The 20,158-nt window shown below is 48.0% G+C and carries 13 protein-coding genes; 11 read left to right on the top strand and 2 right to left on the bottom strand.

Features of this window, described 5'->3' with window-relative positions; all coding sequences use genetic code 11:
* Positions 1-89 precede the first annotated feature (89 nt).
* From JC200_RS07300 to istB, 8 genes are all read left to right on the top strand, one after another.
* On the top strand, positions 90-2,696 hold the full coding sequence (locus tag JC200_RS07300; RefSeq protein WP_274435599.1) for an NB-ARC domain-containing protein: 2,607 nt from the start codon (positions 90-92) through the stop codon (positions 2,694-2,696).
* Positions 2,697-3,255: 559 nt separating this feature from the next.
* The gene (locus JC200_RS07295) at positions 3,256-5,205 is read left to right on the top strand and encodes an ATP-binding protein (RefSeq protein WP_274435598.1); all 1,950 of its coding nucleotides are present in this window, start codon (positions 3,256-3,258) and stop codon (positions 5,203-5,205) included.
* A gap of 782 nt (positions 5,206-5,987) precedes the next feature.
* A complete protein-coding gene (locus JC200_RS07290) occupies positions 5,988-7,475 on the top strand; it encodes an IS5 family transposase (RefSeq protein ID WP_274435596.1) in 1,488 nt (495 codons plus the stop codon).
* A gap of 143 nt (positions 7,476-7,618) precedes the next feature.
* Positions 7,619-8,596 carry a hypothetical protein gene (locus JC200_RS07285; RefSeq protein WP_274435594.1) on the top strand — a complete coding sequence of 326 codons (978 nt, stop codon included), beginning with the start codon at positions 7,619-7,621 and terminating at the stop codon, positions 8,594-8,596.
* Positions 8,586-10,574 carry a RecQ family ATP-dependent DNA helicase gene (locus tag JC200_RS07280; RefSeq protein WP_274435593.1) on the top strand — a complete coding sequence of 663 codons (1,989 nt, stop codon included), beginning with the start codon at positions 8,586-8,588 and terminating at the stop codon, positions 10,572-10,574. Before JC200_RS07285 ends, JC200_RS07280 begins: the two co-directional genes overlap by 11 nt.
* A 28-nt stretch (positions 10,575-10,602) precedes the next feature.
* Positions 10,603-10,974, top strand: a complete 372-nt coding sequence (locus JC200_RS07275) for a hypothetical protein (RefSeq protein ID WP_274435591.1) — start codon at positions 10,603-10,605, stop codon at positions 10,972-10,974.
* A 256-nt stretch (positions 10,975-11,230) separates the two neighbouring features.
* Positions 11,231-12,691 (top strand): IS21 family transposase, encoded by a 1,461-nt coding sequence (gene istA, locus JC200_RS07270; protein WP_274435590.1) that lies wholly within the window; start codon positions 11,231-11,233, stop codon positions 12,689-12,691.
* Positions 12,688-13,440, top strand: a complete 753-nt coding sequence (gene istB, locus JC200_RS07265) for an IS21-like element helper ATPase IstB (RefSeq protein WP_274435588.1) — start codon at positions 12,688-12,690, stop codon at positions 13,438-13,440. The genes istA and istB overlap by 4 nt, the downstream gene beginning before the upstream one ends.
* Before the next feature lie 1,388 nt (positions 13,441-14,828).
* Here istB and JC200_RS07260 read toward each other — a convergent pair.
* Positions 14,829-15,200 (bottom strand): type II toxin-antitoxin system PemK/MazF family toxin, encoded by a 372-nt coding sequence (locus JC200_RS07260; protein ID WP_274435587.1) that lies wholly within the window; start codon positions 15,198-15,200, stop codon positions 14,829-14,831.
* Complete coding sequence (locus tag JC200_RS07255) at positions 15,200-15,469, bottom strand: AbrB/MazE/SpoVT family DNA-binding domain-containing protein (protein WP_274435586.1); 270 nt, start codon at positions 15,467-15,469, stop codon at positions 15,200-15,202. The genes JC200_RS07260 and JC200_RS07255 overlap by 1 nt, the downstream gene beginning before the upstream one ends.
* A gap of 107 nt (positions 15,470-15,576) precedes the next feature.
* Between JC200_RS07255 and JC200_RS07250 the strand changes: the two genes are divergently transcribed.
* From JC200_RS07250 to JC200_RS07240, 3 genes are all read left to right on the top strand, one after another.
* Positions 15,577-15,825, top strand: a complete 249-nt coding sequence (locus JC200_RS07250; RefSeq protein WP_274435585.1) for a hypothetical protein — start codon at positions 15,577-15,579, stop codon at positions 15,823-15,825.
* A 481-nt stretch (positions 15,826-16,306) separates the two neighbouring features.
* On the top strand, positions 16,307-18,067 hold the full coding sequence (locus JC200_RS07245) for an ABC transporter ATP-binding protein (protein ID WP_274435584.1): 1,761 nt from the start codon (positions 16,307-16,309) through the stop codon (positions 18,065-18,067).
* The gene (locus JC200_RS07240) at positions 18,064-20,076 is read left to right on the top strand and encodes an ABC transporter ATP-binding protein (protein ID WP_274435582.1); all 2,013 of its coding nucleotides are present in this window, start codon (positions 18,064-18,066) and stop codon (positions 20,074-20,076) included. The genes JC200_RS07245 and JC200_RS07240 overlap by 4 nt, the downstream gene beginning before the upstream one ends.
* Positions 20,077-20,158 lie beyond the last annotated feature (82 nt).

Raw genomic sequence — 20,158 nt, 5'->3', positions numbered from 1 at the left:
AGTAGATTACTACCGACAGTACTCTTGGGCTGTCTTTTGGTATAATAATCCGGTGGTTCGTAACTCTTTATGAAGGGTAGGTGGGTGCTTTGGAGCTACTGCCTCTTAAACGCATGTTTGACCGTATTGAGATAGCTCGCTCAGATTCGGACAGTACCTTCTTTATGGAATTACTTTACTGTGGCGAAATGATAACTAAACTGGTGGGCCTCGGTCTCATTGCAGCCATCGAGAATGATCGCAATAGGGATAAATATAGACATCTTTATAGCCTCGTCCGTTCAGATGGAATTGGCGAATGGGCGCGCACGATTGATGAAGTGCTGGTTGGACCTACTTCGCAAAACTTGGCGTCTGGGGCGTTCACAGAGAGGAACGAGCTCACTCAAAAAGTCAAACAGGATACCTGGCAATACATGGCGGTTGAAGAATTGCATCGTTGTCTAAAGACGATTGATCGCAGTTGCGAAGATTTACCCGCTAGAATAGATGGCAAAAAATGGTTTGAGTACTTTGCGAGATTACGAAACAAAACGCGAGGACACGGAGCAATTCTTAGCGAACGAAGTTCCCAGTTAGCAGAATACCTTGAAATTTCCATTCGAATTTTCTCAGAGAACCTTTCACTGTTTCAACGCCAATGGGCATACATGCACAGGAATCTGTCTGGAAAATACCGGGTCACAAAACTAAGCCCCGAAGCTGATGAGTTCGACTATCTGAAATCAACCACTGAATACAACATCCCCAATGGAGTGTACGTCTTCATTGATAAGCCATGTCTTGTAGAACTAATTGATTCCTCCGTCGATGCAGTCGATTTCTATTTTCCCAATGGTGGATTCAGAGCGAAGAATTTTGAAATGTTGTCCTACATAACAGGCAATATTTTATCGCTTCCAAATGATTCATATCTGCTCCCCGTCGAGGAGCTTCCCGCTAGTGAGACTGACGGTATTGGTTTGTTGGAAATCCAAGGGAATTGTTTTGGCAACCTGCCCCCAGTCCCAAGTGGTTATATTAGCAGAATCTCCTTGGAAACTGAGCTGTATCAACACTTGATTAACGATCGTCACCCGTTGATAACACTAGTTGGACGTGGAGGTATAGGAAAAACCTCACTCGCTCTTCGAGTGCTGCATCAGGTGTCAGAAACAGACAGATTCAGCACAATCGTTTGGTTCAGCTCCAGAGATATTGATTTATTGGATTCGGGAGCTAAGATGGTCAAACCACAGATCTTGACTATATCGGAAGTTGCTAAGGAGTATTTTAGGCTCATTGGGCCGGAAGGTCACTCGAAAAAGGACTTCAATCCGGTCGAGCACTTATCCAAAGAGTTTACTGCGAGCTCAATTGGACCAACGTTGTTCGTTTTTGACAACTTTGAAACGGTTAGCAGTCCCGCAGAACTTTATTCTTGGATTGATACTTACATCCGGTTGCCGAATAAGGCACTCATTACTACACGTTTTCGTGACTTTAAGGGAGATTACCCCATTGATATAACCGGTATGACTAAGCCTGAGTACATAAAACTAGTTAAGACAACTTCCGACAAGTTAGGTATTAGTCATTTGATAACACAAGAGTATGAAGATGAATTGTATAGGGATTCTGACGGGCATCCATATGTCGTCAAGATACTTCTCGGAGAAATAGCAAAGGCTGGGTCTAGACGAAACGCTGAACGTATTGTTGCAGGACGAGATGACATATTGGATGCATTATTTGAAAGGACCTACTCATCACTAACACCTATAGCACAGCGAATTTTTTTAACGATCAGCAATTGGCGCTCCACTGTACCACAATTAGCAATTGAAGCGGTTCTATTAAGAACGTGGACCGAAGAAAAGGTGGACGTAGAGAGTGCGGTGGATGAGTTAAGTAGGAGCTCTTTTGTGGAAATTTTAAGTTCGGAAGAGGACCAGGAGCTCTTCTTGAGCATCCCCCTTGCTGCGGCGATATTCGGAAAGAAAAAGCTTTCTGTGAGTCCATTGAAGAGCGCTGTTGAGGCTGACACTCAAATGATTCAGTATTTTGGCGCTACACAGATTACAGATGTACGTCACGGAATGGCGCCTAGAATCAAAAGGTTGTTTCAGAATATATCCCGGAACATCAGTGCTAGTCTTGTAACGCTAGGCGATTACATGCCAATGTTACAGTTTATAGCAAGGAAATATCCTCCTGCATGGCTTGGGATTGCAGACTTGATTCAAGAAAATGGAGATGAATCTGTCGGCACTAACGAAAAGGACGCACTTTTTTTATATTTGGAAAACACAACTTCCCATGAACTGGATTCTGTGGTCTGGGACCGGCTAACCTTCATTTTCGAGGAACAGGGTGACTGGGAGGGGTTGGCACATTCGTTAGTTGAACGATGCCAACTACCTGACGTTCCTTTCTATAGTATTAGCAACGCAGCAAATAAAATTAACAAGCTATTCAGCAGTGGGCATTTAACCTTGGACAATGACGAAAAGCAAATATTACTGACACGCTTGGCTTCCGTCATGGAGGAAAGAATTCAAGAGGCAGATGCGACAGATTGCTCAAGGCTTGCGTGGTTAAATGTTCATATTCACAACAGGGAAAAAGCAATAACTATCGCAGAACTAGGATTGCGCTTGGAGCCGTCCAACCCTTATTGTAACAATATCATTACACGAATGACTGAGCCCGCCTGATGGAAGCAGGGGAGTTACCGATGAGCCCGGTCGCGTATCTGATGTCTAGCTAATGTGAACCCTTTCTAGATTTTCTGTCTCTCTGTTTGCCTGTTATGGCTTCGTGCGATTTAGTGAATTCGTGGTTTTGGTCTTATACGGATCGCTTCCACCAAGAATCCTTGGTATGTAAGGAAAGTTGCCTCCGCCACACCGGACCAAAACCACGTCCCAAATATTTGACGGTATGGTGGAGCGGCGAATGAGTAGCATTTTTTATTCCTAACAATGTATTTAACTCGCAAGACCTAATCGAAACAAGATAACGAACTGGGCAATTAACTGTGGACGGTATCAACACGCACTGAACTGAGCTCGAATGAAATTCCAATAGAAGGTTTGCCGAGAGACTTGTGTAGGCATCCAATATCCGTTGATAGAGAGGCAGGTTCATACAATATGTGCTAGAATTTGAAGTGAGATGTGATATCGGCCTTCAATGCAGCATAGAACCCTTCCGTGATGAATCTGGCCTGATATCATTCGATGACCCTCAGGGGCTACGGAAGGGGGATTTATGATGGCCGAAATCATACAGGGTTCATTGTTCGAAGAGGATTATCTTGTCCGGACAGTTGGATCACTTGCGTGGATTGCAGAGACAGCGTTAACAGAACTTGTGGCCAATGCCTGGGACGCCGGTGCTACTCGAGTTGACATACAAATCCCAAGCCATACTTTTGACGAAATTTCGGTTGTGGACAATGGAACTGGCCTTACAGCAGACGAATTTCGAAAAAGATGGATGACCCTCGGATACAACCGTTTAAAGCATCAAGGCGAGATCGTTCAGTTCCCTTCTGATGTCCAAACAGCGTATCGCTGGGCGTATGGAAGGAATGGGATAGGTCGTCATGGTATGCTGTGCTTTGCAGATGAGTATGTAATTGAAACTAGTAAAGATGGGTACTGTAATATGTTTGTAGTTCAAACGTCCAAAGAAAGGCAGCCCTTTACGGTTACAAGTCATGAGGTCAGGCAGAGTAATGAACACGGAACCAAACTTACCGCACAGATTCATAGAAATCTCCCCAACGCAGACACCATAAGAGAGGTTATATCCGCGCGCTTCTTGCACGATCCTCAGTTTCAGGTATACGTAAACGGAGAATCCATTGAATTGACGAATCACAAGGGTATTATTGAAGAGACTGTACTGGTGGTCGAGGAAGTCGAACTTGGGATCTACACTATTGATTCAACCAAGGCCGCGAAGACCGCTCGCCAGCATGGCGTTGCCTTTTGGGTTGGAAATCGCCTGGTAGGGAAACCAGGTTGGCATATCGGAGATGTGGTACTGGCAGATGGAAGAACCAATTTTGCTAAACGTCATACTATCGTTGTTAAATGTGATGGACTATATAACGAGGTGCTGCCAGATTGGTCTGGCTTCAAACCTTCCAAATTAATGGATTCTGTGTTGCGCGTCTTAGCTAGCTATGTTGATGGTTTTTATAGGATGGCAATGAAGGACAAAATTGGCGAGACCACTCGGGAAGTTCTCACAGAGCACCGTTCTGCCCTGCGAGAACTCTCGGCAGCTGGCCGGTTTGAAGTGTCTGAGTTTGTTCAACGGATGGTCGACAGCCACCCTATTATTCAAGCCGAAATGTTATCCATTGCGGTTGATGCAGTAATTCACTTGGAAAAGACACGAAGTGGCGCGAGCTTGCTACAGAAACTTTCTGCTCTTTCGGAAGAAGACGTTGACGGACTGAACCGCTTATTGGAAGACTGGGACGTGAAGGACGCGTTGTCAGTTCTTGATGAAATAGACAAACGATTACTTACGCTTGAGGCACTAGAACGGTTGTCAATCGACCCCTCCACCGATGAACTTAAAACTCTTCATCCATTGGTTTTACAGTCTCGCTGGCTCTTTGGTCCAGAGTTTGACTCTCCGATGTTCACATCCAACGTTTCACTTACGACAGCAGTCCAGGAACTCTTCGGAGAGCGTCCCTTGCCGTCTGCCTTTTATAATGCGAGGCGACGTCCCGATATTATTGTGATGGAGAGAGGTACAATTACCGCTGTTTGTACGGAAGAGTCAGACGCGGATGGTGGATTGTCTGTGATGGGGAGAATCCTCCTTGTCGAGTTAAAGAGGGGCGGGTTTACAATTGGGCGTGACGAAATTAACCAGGCTAACAATTATGTTGAAGATCTTCTGAACTCAGGTCACTTAGATGGTTCGCCGTTTATAAATGCTTTTGTTGTGGGATATAAGGTCGATAGCCGGAGCAACAACAGCCGCATTAGGAAGATTGGTGACCACCCTGAAAGGGGAAGGGTTGAAATCACTACGTATAATCAGCTAGTTCGCACAGCGCATCAAAGATTATTTAGATTAAAGAGTCAATTAAGTGAGCGGTACCAATCGATCGGCAAGGATACGCTTGTTCATAAGCTGTTAGAAGAACCCCAACAGTTGACTTTGCTAGACGATACCGATATTGAAACGGCGTGATTTAACAAGGAGAGCGGCTATCCTTCGGAGTTGTGAGGGACAATATGCGATACGGAATAAAGGACTATAAGTGGGTACGGGCCGCGGAAGAAATCAGGACTATCTTGATTAAAAGGGCTAAATGAAGAAGCACGATCCCGTATTCTGAACTTGTTCAGGAACTCAGGACTATTTCGTTAGAATGTGATTCACACGCACTTCACGAGATGTTAGGCGAAATATCAGTGTCTGAAGATGCCCATGGAAGAGGTATGTTGAGTGTTATCGTGGTCCACAAACGAGTGGATATGCAACCGGGCAGGGATTCTTTCGGCTAGCACAATCACTCAAGCGGGAGAGGAGTGACATACTTAAATGTTGGATTAACGAAGTTAAGCTAGTTTATGCGGAGTGGAGCGTATCATAGGGGTTGTAGTCCAAATCGTTTAAATGTGTTCAGTGTACATGGGAATGCACTGGGGGAATATTGTGAAGCGAGACATCATTCGTAAAATGGTATTATTGGCACCACGAGGGTATTTTTGTGCTGTAAACCCTGATCTACCCAATCTACTCCTGGGACCTGATTTGTTGGTGGGAGGCGAAGGGAATTTATTAAGTTTCTTTGTTCCAGCTGTGAATGAAAGTACTGACAGAGTTCTGACTCGTCTGGCACTAACTAGGGGCTGCTGAATGACCGAAAATCGGCGCCGTAGCAAGGTTTTTCGGGTGTGAATGTCGAAGTTATATGCAAGGATTTCGATGATCGGACCGCAAAAACCTTGCACTTGGAGGGTGCCCACATGTACCAAAAACGCGAGAATCAGTTGCTCTTGCCACACGAGTTCTTCCTGCCGTTTACCAGGAAGCTGAATGAGGAAAACCGTTGGGTAAAGCTCGCTCAGCTCATTCCGTGGGACCTAGTCGAGAAGCATTATGCGCAGCTCTTCAAGCCGAAGTCGAAAGGCGGACAGATAGCAGTCTCCGTCAGAGTTGCTCTCGGTTCGCTCATCATCCAGGAACGCTTGGGTTCGAGTGACCGAGACACCGTCGAGAACATCACTGAGAACCCGTATCTGCAGTACTTCATCGGCCTCCCTGGGTTCCAGCAGTCCCCTCCGTTCGACGCCTCACTCATGACGCACTTTCGCAAGCGCCTCGGCGCGGATGTACTCAACCAGGTGAACGAGTGGATCATCATGGCGGCAAAGGCAGATGAAGAATCAGACGATGACGACCACTCGCACTCGGACGACGGCGGTCAAGATACCAGTACACAGACCGAGCAACCGAAGGTCGAGCCGGATGTGCCACGGCAAGGGAAACTGCTTCTGGATGCGACTTGTGCACCGGCAGACATCGCCTATCCGACCGACTTGTCGCTGCTCAACGGCGCAAGAGAGAAGCTGGAACAGCTCATTGACGTGCTTCATGCCCCGCATGCCGGTAGGGAAAGAAAGCCGAGAACGTACCGGCAGAAGGCAAGGCGGGCATATCTGATCATCGCCAAGCAGCGCAGAACGAGCAAGCAAAAGATTCGCAGAGCGATCGGACAGCAACTTCGGTATGTGATGAGGGACCTAAAGTCGATCGAGCACCTGGCTACACGAACACCACTGACCAATCTGAGCCGCCAGCAGTACAAGAACCTGTTGGTCATACAGGAACTGTTCCGACAGCAGAAGATGATGCACGACACGCGCTCACACCGAATCGATGACCGAATCGTGAGCATCTCACAACCACATGTACGCCCGATTGTGAGAGGAAAAGCCAAGGCGAACGTGGAGTTCGGTGCAAAGGTCGCTGTCAGCATGGTTGACGGTTACGCGCGCATCGACCACGTGCAGTGGGATACCTTCAATGAAGGGCAACTGCTACAAGAGTCCGTCGCGGCCTATCGTGAGCGGTACGGGTGCTACCCGGAGGCAGTGCTGGCAGACAAACTGTACCGAAATCGGGCAAACCTGCAGTACTGCCGAGACCGAGGAATACGACTGAGCGGACCACGACTCGGTCGACCTGCGAAGGCGGAGGAAGCGGCGCATAAGCAAGTGGAACGCCAGGATTCGGCGGAGCGAAATGCAATCGAAGGCAAGTTCGGAGAAGCCAAGCGCCGATACGGGCTTGACCGCATCCGAGCACGGCTGGCAGATACCAGCTTGACGGTAATTTCACTGCAGATGCTGGTGATGAACCTGGAGCGGTGGCTGCGGGTTTTGTTTGCCTTCTGCCTGCAACTGCTGGGGTCGCTGTTCTTGTTCTCGTCATTCGCTGCATTTTCTGTATAACAGAGTGGTTCAGCAGCCCCTAACATAAAAGGTGGAGCGTTTTTTTTATAATCTGCATGGAGAATTTGTGTTGGTATATAATGGTCTTCAGGGTGCGATCCGGACGTTGAGAACTGATATTGTATCGCATAGGGGTGACGTTTGTGTATTATCCAAACGATATTGAAGAATGTTGCTACGACCAAGCTCATATTGAGTGGGTGACAGCTGAAATTAGGTCTAACTTTCATAGCTATTTTTCTAACTTTTTGGAGACTAACAGTGGGCATGTAATAAGTTCTGAAGTAGCAGCCCAACTTGCTCAAAATCTCGGTGCCACGGTAGCAATAAAGAAAAGAAGTCAGATGGACGTCGCAAAAAGACTAAAGACAATTCTTGCAGAGGGCATTAAGGATTTTGAAAGAGACAGGCAGTCTTACCTCGACATTATGGATGAAGAGTCTTTAGAGGAGCATTCTGACGATCCATCATATTTTAAGAACAAGGTACTCAGGGACCGGTGTCCCATCATACATTCCACCCTACATGCAAAGACCGTTAAGGAACTCGATAAGTATCGGGCTGAATTCTCACGAGCCGATGCGAATGAATTGCTAGATGTAATCACGAATCTAAACGAATTTGCACGTAGGTATATGGATGATGTTTACGACCCAGATACATATGATTCAGTCTCCGGTTTAGATGAATTGGCAGTGTCCGAGCTTTTAGAGGATGAATTCATTGTGTACGGCGTTATAGGTGGGGGAATCAAGAGTCATTTCCTTTATAAGTTGTTCCCTCAGGCCTTTCCGAACCGTAGCCGTGAGGCTGTCTGGGCGCTGTGGTATTTATCGGGTAAGAAGACGTTTGGCTGCACCCAAGATTCTGAATTCCTGATGATCGATACAAAAAACATTATTACGCAACAGAACTTTTTCTATCCTTACGATTTATTTGTTTACTATTCTTTTCAGATTTATCTGCTACTGAAAACCGAAGCCAACAAGATAGGGTGTTATATTAATCCGGAATACAAGTACGTGATGGTGGATAGTTTTCTAAGTTTCGTGGCTCGTTGCCATAGTGAAGAAACTGCTATTTTGAAATCAAACATAAGGGAAGATGGTCATGGTTATTAACTTGAATGACTCCTTTAAAAGATATTTTCCCGCATTGTCAGAACAATTCTCTCTAAAAGAGTTTCAGAAATTAGCGGTACACACGATACTACGGGGACACCGAACACTCTGCATTATGCCAACAGGGGGAGGAAAATCCCTTATTTATTGGCTTGCAGGACTTCAGTTAGACGGAGTCACAGTTGTGGTATCCCCTCTAACGGCCTTGATTGATGAGCAAGCCTCTAAAATTGAGAAACAGGGGTATTCAGTGCTAACAATACATGCTGGTCTAGACGGTTTGAAACAAGCGGAAATTCTCCGGAAGCTGCACAGACGTGAGCTTAACCCAAATTTTATCTTTGTAAGTCCTGAAAGAATGGCTACAGACGGATTCTTTGAGTTCTGCCTGCGTGAGCGTAAAGACGATGTGAAATTGATCGTGATTGATGAAATTCATTGCGTTAGTCAATGGGGGTTTAGTTTCAGGCCATTCTATAAACGAATTCCAGAATTCCTCACCAGGGTTTTTTCAGTTGAATGGCCTAGGTTCCTTGGGCTCACTGCAACATTAAATCCCCATGAGGTTGGAGACATTTGTGAGGCCTTTAACATTCCGAAGGCCAGCATTTTAAAGGATGACTTGTTGATTCGTTCTGAGATTGAACTGAAGGTACAACAGTTTGTAACCGAGGAAGAAAAAGAGGATAAGCTGTGGCAACTACTTGAGATACACAAAGGTGAAAAAGTACTTGTTTACTTATACAGAAAACGTAATAAGCGGGGAACAGAAGACCTCCGTGACAAAGCCTTAGAGAAAGGGTTTAAGGCGAGTAACTTTCACGGAGATATGTCCTCACTTGAAAGGCAAGAAATCATCCAAGCCTTCAAGAATGGTGACTTGGACGTCGTGTTTGCTACCAACGCTTTCGGAATGGGTATTGATATCCCCGATATCCGAGTGGTGATTCACTTCATGATCCCAGAGTCTGTTGAGCAGTACTATCAAGAAGTCGGACGAGCCTCAAGGGACGGAGAAGCTTCCAACGCGTATGTGTTGTATACAAATAAGAACATCCAAGTGAAAAAGACTCATTTCATTGACAACTCATTTCCGACTGTTGACGAACTTAAAGATGTACACTCAAAGATCACCGGAGGGATTTTAGGACTCCGGACGTTACAATACTTTGAAAATGAGGATGTACAGCGGTGTTTCCCTTACTACCTCGATCAAGGGATACTCTCTATCCGTGGCAAAGCCTTCACCAATCTTGATGTTTTTTCTAAAATACAATCGAATTCCTTGCAGCAGTTATATGGACTGACAAAAAACAAAGGAACAATAACAACTCTTAAAAAGAGTGGAATGGAGCCTGGTGACTTAAGTTCATTAACCTATGCAGCAGTGGCAAATGGTGAAGCGCGTCTGTCAAAGGGTTTTGACAAATGCTTGGTCATTGAGAACCACTATGAACAAATTCCTGAATCCACCCTCGAAAAGCTAGCTGAGGATATAAATGAAAAGAAACATTATAAACATGGTTTGCTTGATTATTTCACGTACTTACTTGACAACACGACAACGTCAACGGAATTGCATCAAGAAATTGGACTATATTTAGGCGTTGATAAGCACAAGGCTGGCAGAATCCACTCAACCCATAAAGGGGACTTGGTACGCTCGAAGTCTGAGGTCATTATTGCCAACTTACTGTTTAGCAATCGTATTTCGTACGAGTATGAAAAAAAACTGGTTTACGCTTCCAACAAGTGGATTGAACCAGACTTTACGATTTCTCTTAGCGGAGAAGAAGTTTATCTGGAGCATCTAGGAATGCTGGGCAGTTCAAGCTACGACGAGAGGTGGATCAAGAAATTGAACATTTATAATGAACACTTTCCGGAGCAATTATTTACAACTTACGAAGGCACAACGATTACGGATCAGGTACTTTCATTAATTAATAATTGGACTAGAAACTCCGATAGGCACTAGCTTGGTTCCTCGGGAAGGAGGTAAAGACGTGGCAAGTAAGAGAATAGAAGCCGATTTTAGCGAGGATACTGTAGGCTTTGCCTTAGAGTCGTTCCTAGCGGTTTTAAGTTTCCCTATGTATAGGTTCAGCATAGAGCATTTTACCAGAAGCAAAGAACGCTGGTTAGGTGCTGATGCGCGTTTGTACAGCCATGTGAAGTCTTTTAAGCCTTTTTACATGCAGTTTAAAAAACCATCAGCATATCCAGATATAAGCACTTCAAAAATCATTAAGGATCGAAAAAACCTCAGTCCACAGCTTGAGTTTCTCCACGAGTACTCTTTTTTGAGCTCCGAAAGAAGGAGAAGCATCATGCTGATTTCCAGCATAATATTCTTTACCGTTGGAGGAATCGTTTAGTCAGGTACGGAAAAAGTGATGCAGTTTATGTTTGTCCATTATTCGTCAACAGATCAGCGTATACATATCATATACACTTAGCCGCCCTAAGGTGTGTAATGTAAGCTGAAAATGTACCAAGTTGTCATCGTGCCTTCCCCAGAAATGTCATGTGAAATTCCCCATGAATGTCATAGGGAGATTGACGGGAAAATCTAGCTTCTCTACGTTCATTCTTACGGGAATGCGTAGAGGGGTGCTGGAGAGGGTGATGAAGATGGGACAGATTGAATTGGTGAAGGAAATGCAGGCGAAGGGGTTGGGTCCGGTGGAAATCTCCAATCGTTTGCGTATTGATCGAAAGACCGTTCGCAAGTACATGCAACAAGAGGATTTTTCACCGAACCACAGAGAGGTCAGGATTGTCCCATCTAAACTTGATCCGTACAAGGAAACCATTCTGTCGTGGTTGGAGGAGGACAAGCGCAACCGGTACAAGCAACGCCACACGGCCAAGCGCATCCACCAGCGGTTGAAGGAACAGTTCCAGGACGAGTACACATGCTCGTACGAAACGGTGCAGAGGTATGTGAAGGCTGTGCGGGGACACCAGAACAACGAGGGAACGTTGGAACTGGTCTGGCCCCCTGGTGAATGTCAGGTGGATTTCGGTGAAGCGGACTTCTACATTGCAGGACAGGTCCGGGCGTACAAGTACCTCTGCGTGAGCTTTCCACACAGCAACGCTGCTTACGCCCAGCTCTTCGGCGGTGAGACAGCGGAATGCGTGGTCCACGGACTCCAAGATGTCTTTCAGCACATTGGCGGCATTCCCACGCGACTCGTGTTCGACAACGCAACTGGCGTGGGGCGGCGTATTGGTGAGCAGATTCGGATGACGGAACTCTTCCTTCGTTTCAAAGCGCACTGTGGGTTCGAGGTCACTTTTTGTAATCCATATGCTGGGTATGAAAAGGGGAACGTTGAAAATAAAGTCGGTTACATCCGACGGAACTTTTTCGTTCCGCTACCTTCCTTCCTAGACGTGCAGGACTACAACCGCAGCCTGTTGTCGATGTGCGAGAGAGACTGGGATCGGGAGCACTACAAGCTCGGTGAAAACATCCGAGAACTCTTTGAGCAGGACCGGCAGTCGCTGATGCACCTGCCCAGAACCCCATTCAATCCGTACCGTTACGAGCGAGTGAAAACCGATGGATACGGAAAGTTTGTTCTGGATGGATGTCATCACTATTCCTCGGCCCCAGAGTACGCCGTACAGGAATTGGTGATTCGCATTGGCGCTCACACCGTCGCACCATTGGCAGCTGACGGAAGCCCCATCACGCAGCACGAGAGGGGCTTTGGGAAAGGTCGTACAGACACGGTAGACCACAGCACCACGCTCAGCCGCATGCTGAGGAATCCAGGAGCATGGCGCAACAGCGGTTTGCGCAATCACGTCCCCGACGAGTTGAGAACAGAGATGGACAGCTTTGACCGCGCTGGATTGAAAACTGCTCTGAAAATGATGCTGGGTCTGTCCGGACAATACGGCTTTGATGCGGCTGTTCAGGCCATGACCGAAGCCACGAAATTAGGACGGCTGTGCCACTCGAATGCAGCCGTACTGGCGGCACGCTTGACTACATTCGCGATAGACCCGGATGGGGTGCCAGGTCTAAATCTTGATATATACGATGAAGCGTTCCTTCCAGAGGGAGGTGAAGTCCAATGAACGTTGTGAAGGAACGAGGAGCACTGCGAGAGGAAATCTCAGTATTCTGCAAGCGACTAATGCTCAACCAGTCTGCCGTGAAGTTGTGTGAAACTGAAGCCACACCCAAGCAAGAAGAGTTCTTCCACCGTGTGCTGGCTGAAGAAGTAGAGAATCGAGAGCGAAGCCGCAGAAGCCGGCTGACCTCACGTGCGGGATTCCCTATTTTCAAGACGTTGGATGGGTATGACCGGCATGGACTCAAGCTTCCCTCCTCACTCGAGTGGAACGACATGGAGACCTGCTCATTCGTGCCAGCCAAACGAAATCTGGTGCTGTACGGACCGGTCGGGACTGGCAAAACTCACCTTGCCACGGGCATTGGCGTGAGAGCTTGTGAACTGGGGATGAGCGTGAAATTCACCACTGTGGCAGAGCTTGTCATGCGGCTGAGTGAAGCGAAACGCGTCGGTACGCTGGAACGGCTTCTTAAGGAGATTGGACGAACGCAGCTACTCATTTTGGATGAGTGGGGCTATGTCCCTGTGGACAAGGAAGGATCGCAGTTGCTGTTCCGCGTGGTGGCTGACAGTTACGAGAGCCGCAGCATGATTATTACAACGAACCTGGAGTTCTCGAAGTGGGGTTCCGTGTTCACGGACGACCAGATGGCAGCTGCAATGATTGACCGCCTGGCACACCATGGGCACCTATTGCTATTCGAAGGAGAGAGCTACCGAATGAAGCACGCGCTCATGAAACAGCGCTAAAAAATCCCCATCAGGGGCATGGGGAATTCTCGATGACAATAACGGGTATTTTGGCTTGACAAAACACAGCCCTAAGGCGATGGCTTATGCCATGGAGAACTCGACCATGGGATACTAGAGACATCACTATCCACGACCAAGGTAGCAAGATTAGTTTTAGTAGTATACCCATCCTTGCTGAGCATGTGAGCATTCCGCCTCACGCCATAGTTGCAAGTGCCAACCATTCCTACAGTGTTTCAGAACGTGGACAAGACTTGTGTTTTCATTCACCTTTATCATTGCCAGAGACTACTAGAACCCTCGGTGAATGGTTAACAAACCTTTCAGAAGGGTTTCTCGAGGGAGACTCAGCAATCCCCATTGAGTCATCAATGGAAGTTCTACGTGAGTTGTTAGAAGATGAGGAGGGGGATGGGGATTTACCGGTACCTGGTAACTTATTCGATGGTAAGGACGGGCTCTCTGCCTGGTTAGATTGGGGAGAATTCTTGAAAAGAGAGTACTCCATTGAGCAATTTGCATTTGTTAATTGGCAAGAGTAAATCGCTGTTAACGGTGGTCAGGCAAATCGCGCTGTGGGTTAAATTTGTAATTTATAAACTGGAGGCTACTATTAATGACAACAAGTAATAGAGAGCTTTTGGATAATTTTGGTTCGCTTTGCGGAGCTATGGTTCTTTGGGTCTGATGATAATTTAAGTGGGATTTTGGAGACTAACTGGGATGAGCATGCCACTTATATTGTTGCACACATCGGTGATGAGGCGGGCCTCGGATCAAGGGAACGGAATGACCTAACGAGGACCAATAAGGTTGCTTACAATAAGATTAGACATCTCTTCTTTATTCTGACAGAGAGTATGGCTAAGGCATTAGACAATGAAGGCGCTACTAATTTGCGTCGTATAAAGCTCTTCAATAGTAATGACCATGTGGAAGATTTTCTTAAAACTGTCGTCGACATAACATGGACTGAGGATCTAATCGGTAGTTTCTCTTTACATAGTCAACCTTAACAGCTAAACCGCAACGTGTGAGGAGATCGTTACTCTTAAAACGTAAGACTCGAACCTCCATCAAACGATGGCCGTTAACACAAGGTAATGGTGGAGGTCGTGGCTCTGAACTGATACGGATCGCCTCCACCATGTAAAACCACGACCACTTGGAGAAAATCCAGGTGGTCGTTCGCCTTTTTGGGGGAGGTGAGAGGTAAAACATTGACGCGCAGAGTGTCCTGATCATTCATGTAGATGCATTTTCATGCATGGAGGAAGGGGCTGTCTTATTGCGTTAAAGCCCCGGTTAGGTCAGTTAGACCCTGTTGGTCCTAAATGCATATTCATTCACCGGTCGTTGGGCAACTAGGTGGGTGAAAGTTTCCCTCACGCTAGTATCGAGCGGACATTAGTCACTACATTTTGATAGAAAGTAGATGTTGGATCGACTCTGCCAATGACCTCCGCATTCCTGGCGCTCAAGTCAAGTGACTTCGCTTGGTCAGTGAGCACAACGCCTTTCAGTGCTGTGTAGGTCGGATGTGTCAGTGAAATCCCCGCGGGGACCAGCACCTCGAAGGGGTAGCCTTTGGTCTCACTTGTAACAGGGACGACCATTGCAAAGGTCGAGTTATAGGGGTCAATAAGTCCGTCCGACAGCACAATGGCCGGACGCCAGCCATGCTGCTCATGGCCGCGAGTCGGATGTAGATTCATCCAGATCACACTTCCACGTTGTACGGTTCCCGTAATTGACATTAGATACTTTCATCTCCCATAGGCTCGGGGAACATCTCATCATGGGCAGTCATTCCGGGCTTGCATTTCGCACGAAGCGATAGAAAATGACTGCGCAAGGCATCCTGGTCTTCAGCCTCTGGGAATGCTGGGCGCAACACAACTTCCTTATCGTCCGTAACGATCATCTCGATCTCTACGCCATCTGCAAAGTTGACGGATTCGGAAACCTCTTGAGGGATGCGGACAGCGAGGCTGTTACCCCACTTGCGTACAGTAGCGGTCGTCACATACGTAGCCCCCTTCCTCTGCGCTTTGTCCAATTTTATCACTCCCCTTCAAACTTGTATATACTCAGTGTATACAAAAATGTTTCGTTCGATACCGGCCGTAACTCGTGTTCATTCTTCCCGTCGCACCAGCGGAACTTATCGTCCTTCAACCAGACCGTCCTGTCCCGGCCGGGGAGAAGGCCAAGCTCGGCACTAACCCCGAGCCGTTCATGCTTCGAGAGTCGAAGTACGGATTCTACAACACGTCACCGCTCTACATGAAGCGGTTCATGGACATCGGCCCGCACCTAGACAACGTGGACAGCATCCAGGTGGGTACCATCTTCGAGGAACGGATCCGTAAGGGTGATTAAGGTGGGTTGAAGAAATACGCAGAAGGAATCGAAGCCATTTCCGCTTATCTTGATCTCGATGTTTGGGACGAAAATCCAATTGAGAACAGAGCGGCTTGGCTCCATCGAAGGCACTTAAAGTATTGGTACCTTGGCTGCTCTAAACAGGAAGGACTCAACACTCTCTTGACACATCTGAAATAACCGTGTTACGTTTACCAAAGTCACGATACGGAAAGGGGGCTCACAAACCATGGATGGATTTCGTGTAAGCGTTGCAAATTGCAATTCCAACTATGGGTTTGTGATCCCGAAATCGATGCCGAAGAGCAGGATTTTCTCAGACCGCCACTGAGCGGTTTGGTCTGACACTCGAGGTTCGAACGCAGGTCACGCCCACGCGCGGCCTGCGTTTTTATTTTGAATCCTTCAGGATTCAGGGTACATCGCGCAGGCGGTGTACCTTTTTTTCGTGATGGCATGGCACAGGGAGAGTGGACTTATGTTTATCGTATTAAGGAAGTTGTTCTGGTTTTTCTGGGAACAAAGGACACGGTATGGAATTGCATTGCTGATGTTACTCATCTTGAATTTCGTAGAAGTTGCTCCGCCAGAGTTAATTGGCAAGGCCATCGACGGCATGAGTCAGGGAACGCTTACGGCCCATAAACTCGTGGTATTACTCGGCATTTTTGCAGGACTGGTCGTTGTCATGTACGCATTCGGTTTCACCTGGCAGTTCTATCTGTTTGGCGGCGCGAATCGCCTTCAACGGACACTGCGATCTCGCTTGATGCGCCACTTCCTGAAAATGACGCCGACCTTTTTCGAGAAAAATCGCACGGGAGATCTGATGGCGAAGGCGACGAACGACCTGAACGCAGTCTCTCAAACGGCGGGGTTCGGGATTCTAACCTTGATTGACTCCACCACGTTTGCGGCGACGATTCTTGTGACCATGGCGACGCTTATCAGCTGGAAGCTGACATTGCTTTCGCTTATTCCACTGCCGCTTATGGCAATTGCGATGACAAAATACGGAAAACTAGTTCATGAGAGGTTTACGCAAGCGCAAGATGCATTTGGGGATATGAACGACGCCGTCCTCGAGACGATTGCGGGCATTCGGGTGGTACGCGCATACGTACAAGAAGAGGTTGAAGAACGCAGGTTCGGGGAAACCACGGAGGACGTTTATCGGAAGAATGTAGCCGTGGCAAAAATTGACTCGTTGTTTGATCCGTCGATCAAACTCCTCGTTGGCATCACCTACCTCATTGGGTTGGGATACGGATCGTACATGGTCTTCCAGAGCCAAATCACCCTTGGTCAGTTGACGTCGTTCAATATCTATCTGGGCATGCTGATTTGGCCGATGCTTGCAGTCGGCGAACTCATCAACATCATGCAGCGCGGAAACGCGTCGCTTGACAGGGTGAGCGAAACATTGGCGTATTCGCCTGATGTCGTCGATGCAGAGGGCTGTCAATCCGTCGCTCTGCCGCGAGTCATTGAGTTTCGCAATTACACCTTTCGCTACCCGCTTTCTTCTCAAGACAACCTGCGCAGTGTCAATCTCAAGATTCAGCAGGGCGAGACACTTGGCATCGTTGGACGGACTGGAAGCGGCAAGACGACGCTCATCAAACAGCTGTTGCGGGAGTATCCGTTGGGCCGAGGCGAACTCTTGGTCAATGGCCTCTCCATGCAACACGTCACTCTGGCACAAGTCCATGGCTGGTTAGGATACGTCCCACAGGAATCCATGCTATTCTCCCGCACGGTGGAGGAAAATGTCCGATTTGGACGTGCTGATGCAACAGAAGCGGAAGTGCTGACGGCGCTTGAACGAGCAGCGTTCGCCAAGGACCTCACCTTGTTGCCCAATGGCCTGAACACGCTGGTCGGGGAAAAGGGAATCTCCCTATCGGGAGGGCAGAAGCAGCGGATCGCGCTGGCAAGGGCGCTCATTCTCGATCCGGAAATCCTGATTCTCGATGATGCCATGTCCGCAGTGGACGCACGCACGGAGGTGAAGATTCTTGATGCCATCCGGCGGGATCGTAAGGGGAAGACCACGCTCATCGCCACGCATCGGTTGTCTGCCATCGAACACGCCGACTTCATCATCGTATTGGATCACGGATCCATTGTCGAGGCAGGGACGCATCATCAACTGATTGCGATGGGTGGATGGTATAAGGAACAGTACGACAGACAGCAGACAGAAGACGATGAGGAACTGGAAGTGATATCAAGATGAGTGTAAGTCGCAGATTGCTTCAATACGCGACACTTTACAAACGAATGATTCTTATCGCGTTGGTGATGTTGGCCATCTCCGTTACCGCAGATTTGATGGGCCCGTTCGTGGCGAAAGCGATGATTAATCGCCATATCACGGGCATACAGCAGACGTGGTATCAGACCCCAGGACGGGAACCCGATGCGACCCTGTATCAGAACCACTGGTACAAGCGCGGTGACCGCTTTACGAAGGGAGAAGAGCGCGGCGCACCCATCACCTTGATGGAGGTTGGAGCTGGTTTTTATGTCGTGCATCAGGCGTTGCCGAACATGACGAATCCACAGCTGCATGGAGCATCTGTCACGGTGGATTCGAATGGGAAATCCATGACCGTGAAAGCCCAGCGCCTGACAAAGCTCCAACTCTTTCACTTCTATCAGCCGGAAATCCCCGGCATGTGGTTTTTAGCGGGACTTTACTTCGCCCTTTTGGTCGTTTCCACAGTCTTTACGTATGGACAACGATACCTCTTACAGGTAGCGGCCAATCGCATCTTACGGAAGATGCGTAGAGATGTGTTTCACCAGATTCACCGGCTGCCTATTCAATATTTTGACAACACACCGGCAGGCAAAGTGGTCTCGCGCATCACAAACGATACAGAGGCCATTCGTGATTTTTATGTCGCGGTGATGTCCAATGTTGTATCAGGAATCGTCAACATGATTGGAATTTACATTGCCTTGTTCATCCTAAACGTCACTCTCGCGCTGATTTGCGTCGTGCTATTGCCGATTCTAGTGGTCTGGATTGTACTCTATCGTAAGTACGCCGTCACCATCAATGGTCGCATCCGAGCGCTGCTCAGCGATATCAACGCCATGATCAACGAGACCATTCAGGGCGTACCTGTCATTCGGGCGTTCAACCGAGAGGAGCGTACAGCACAGGAGTTCGAGGCCATTAACAACGCTTACTATGAAGGACAGACGAAGCTCTTGGGCATTAATTCAGCCACTGGTTTTAATTTGACCAACGTCCTGCGCAACATCTTTCTCATTTCTCTCATGGCCTTCTTTGGCTGGCGGTATCTACATCTTGAGGGTCTGGTGTCGTTCGGCGTACTCTATGCCTTCATTGATTACCTTGGACGACTGTTCCAGCCGGTCCAACAAATTGTGCAACAGCTCGCCAACCTGGAACAGGCACGCGTTTCCGCGTCACGTGTGTTCGAATTGCTGGACGAGGACGGTACTGATGTAGCGAACGGATCGATGGAACGATACCGGGGTGACGTTGTGTTCGATAACGTTACATTCAGCTACGACGACAAAGTCGATGTGCTCAAAGGCATCTCCTTTGCGGCAAAGCAAGGACAGTCCGTGGCCCTTGTGGGACACACAGGAAGCGGAAAAAGCTCCATCATGAACCTGTTGTTCCGATTCTACGATCCGCAGTCCGGAACCATCACCATCGACGGTGTACCCATTCACTCTATGCCTCGCCAACACTTGCGCAGGCACATGGGTATTGTACTGCAGGATCCGTTTCTCTTTACGGGTACGCTTGCGTCCAACGTGAATTTGGGGGATGAATCAATTTCCCGCGAGCGGATTGAAGGTGCTTTGCGCAATGTAGGTGCAGATAAGTTGCTCGGTGGTCTCCCGGGCGGCCTCGATGCGCCGGTCCTAGAGAAGGGCAGTACCTTGTCTGCAGGACAGCGGCAACTCATATCCTTTGCGCGCGCACTTGCATTTAATCCTGCCATCCTGGTGCTTGATGAAGCAACATCTAGCATCGACACGGAAACGGAGTCGGTCATTCAGGATGCACTTGAAGTGCTGAAACGCGGCCGTACGACATTTATCATTGCACACCGACTGTCTACCATCCGAAACGCGGACCTGATTCTCGTTCTTGATAAAGGTGTTGTCGTGGAGCGCGGATCGCATGAAGATTTGATGGCCAACCGGGGGAGGTACTATCACATGTACCAGTTACAGCAAGGCAACGTGTCCGCGTAAGGGGAACGAAGCCACACTTCTGCATTCCTTGTGGGAGAAACCTAGCACGCGGTTGGCTGACTGACTCATGGAGCTTCTGTAA

The sequence above is a fragment of the Alicyclobacillus sp. ALC3 genome (assembly GCF_028751195.1).
In the GTDB taxonomy this organism is placed as follows: Bacteria; Bacillota; Bacilli; order Alicyclobacillales; family Alicyclobacillaceae; genus Alicyclobacillus_L.
This window is presented reverse-complemented; position numbering and strand designations above follow the sequence as displayed.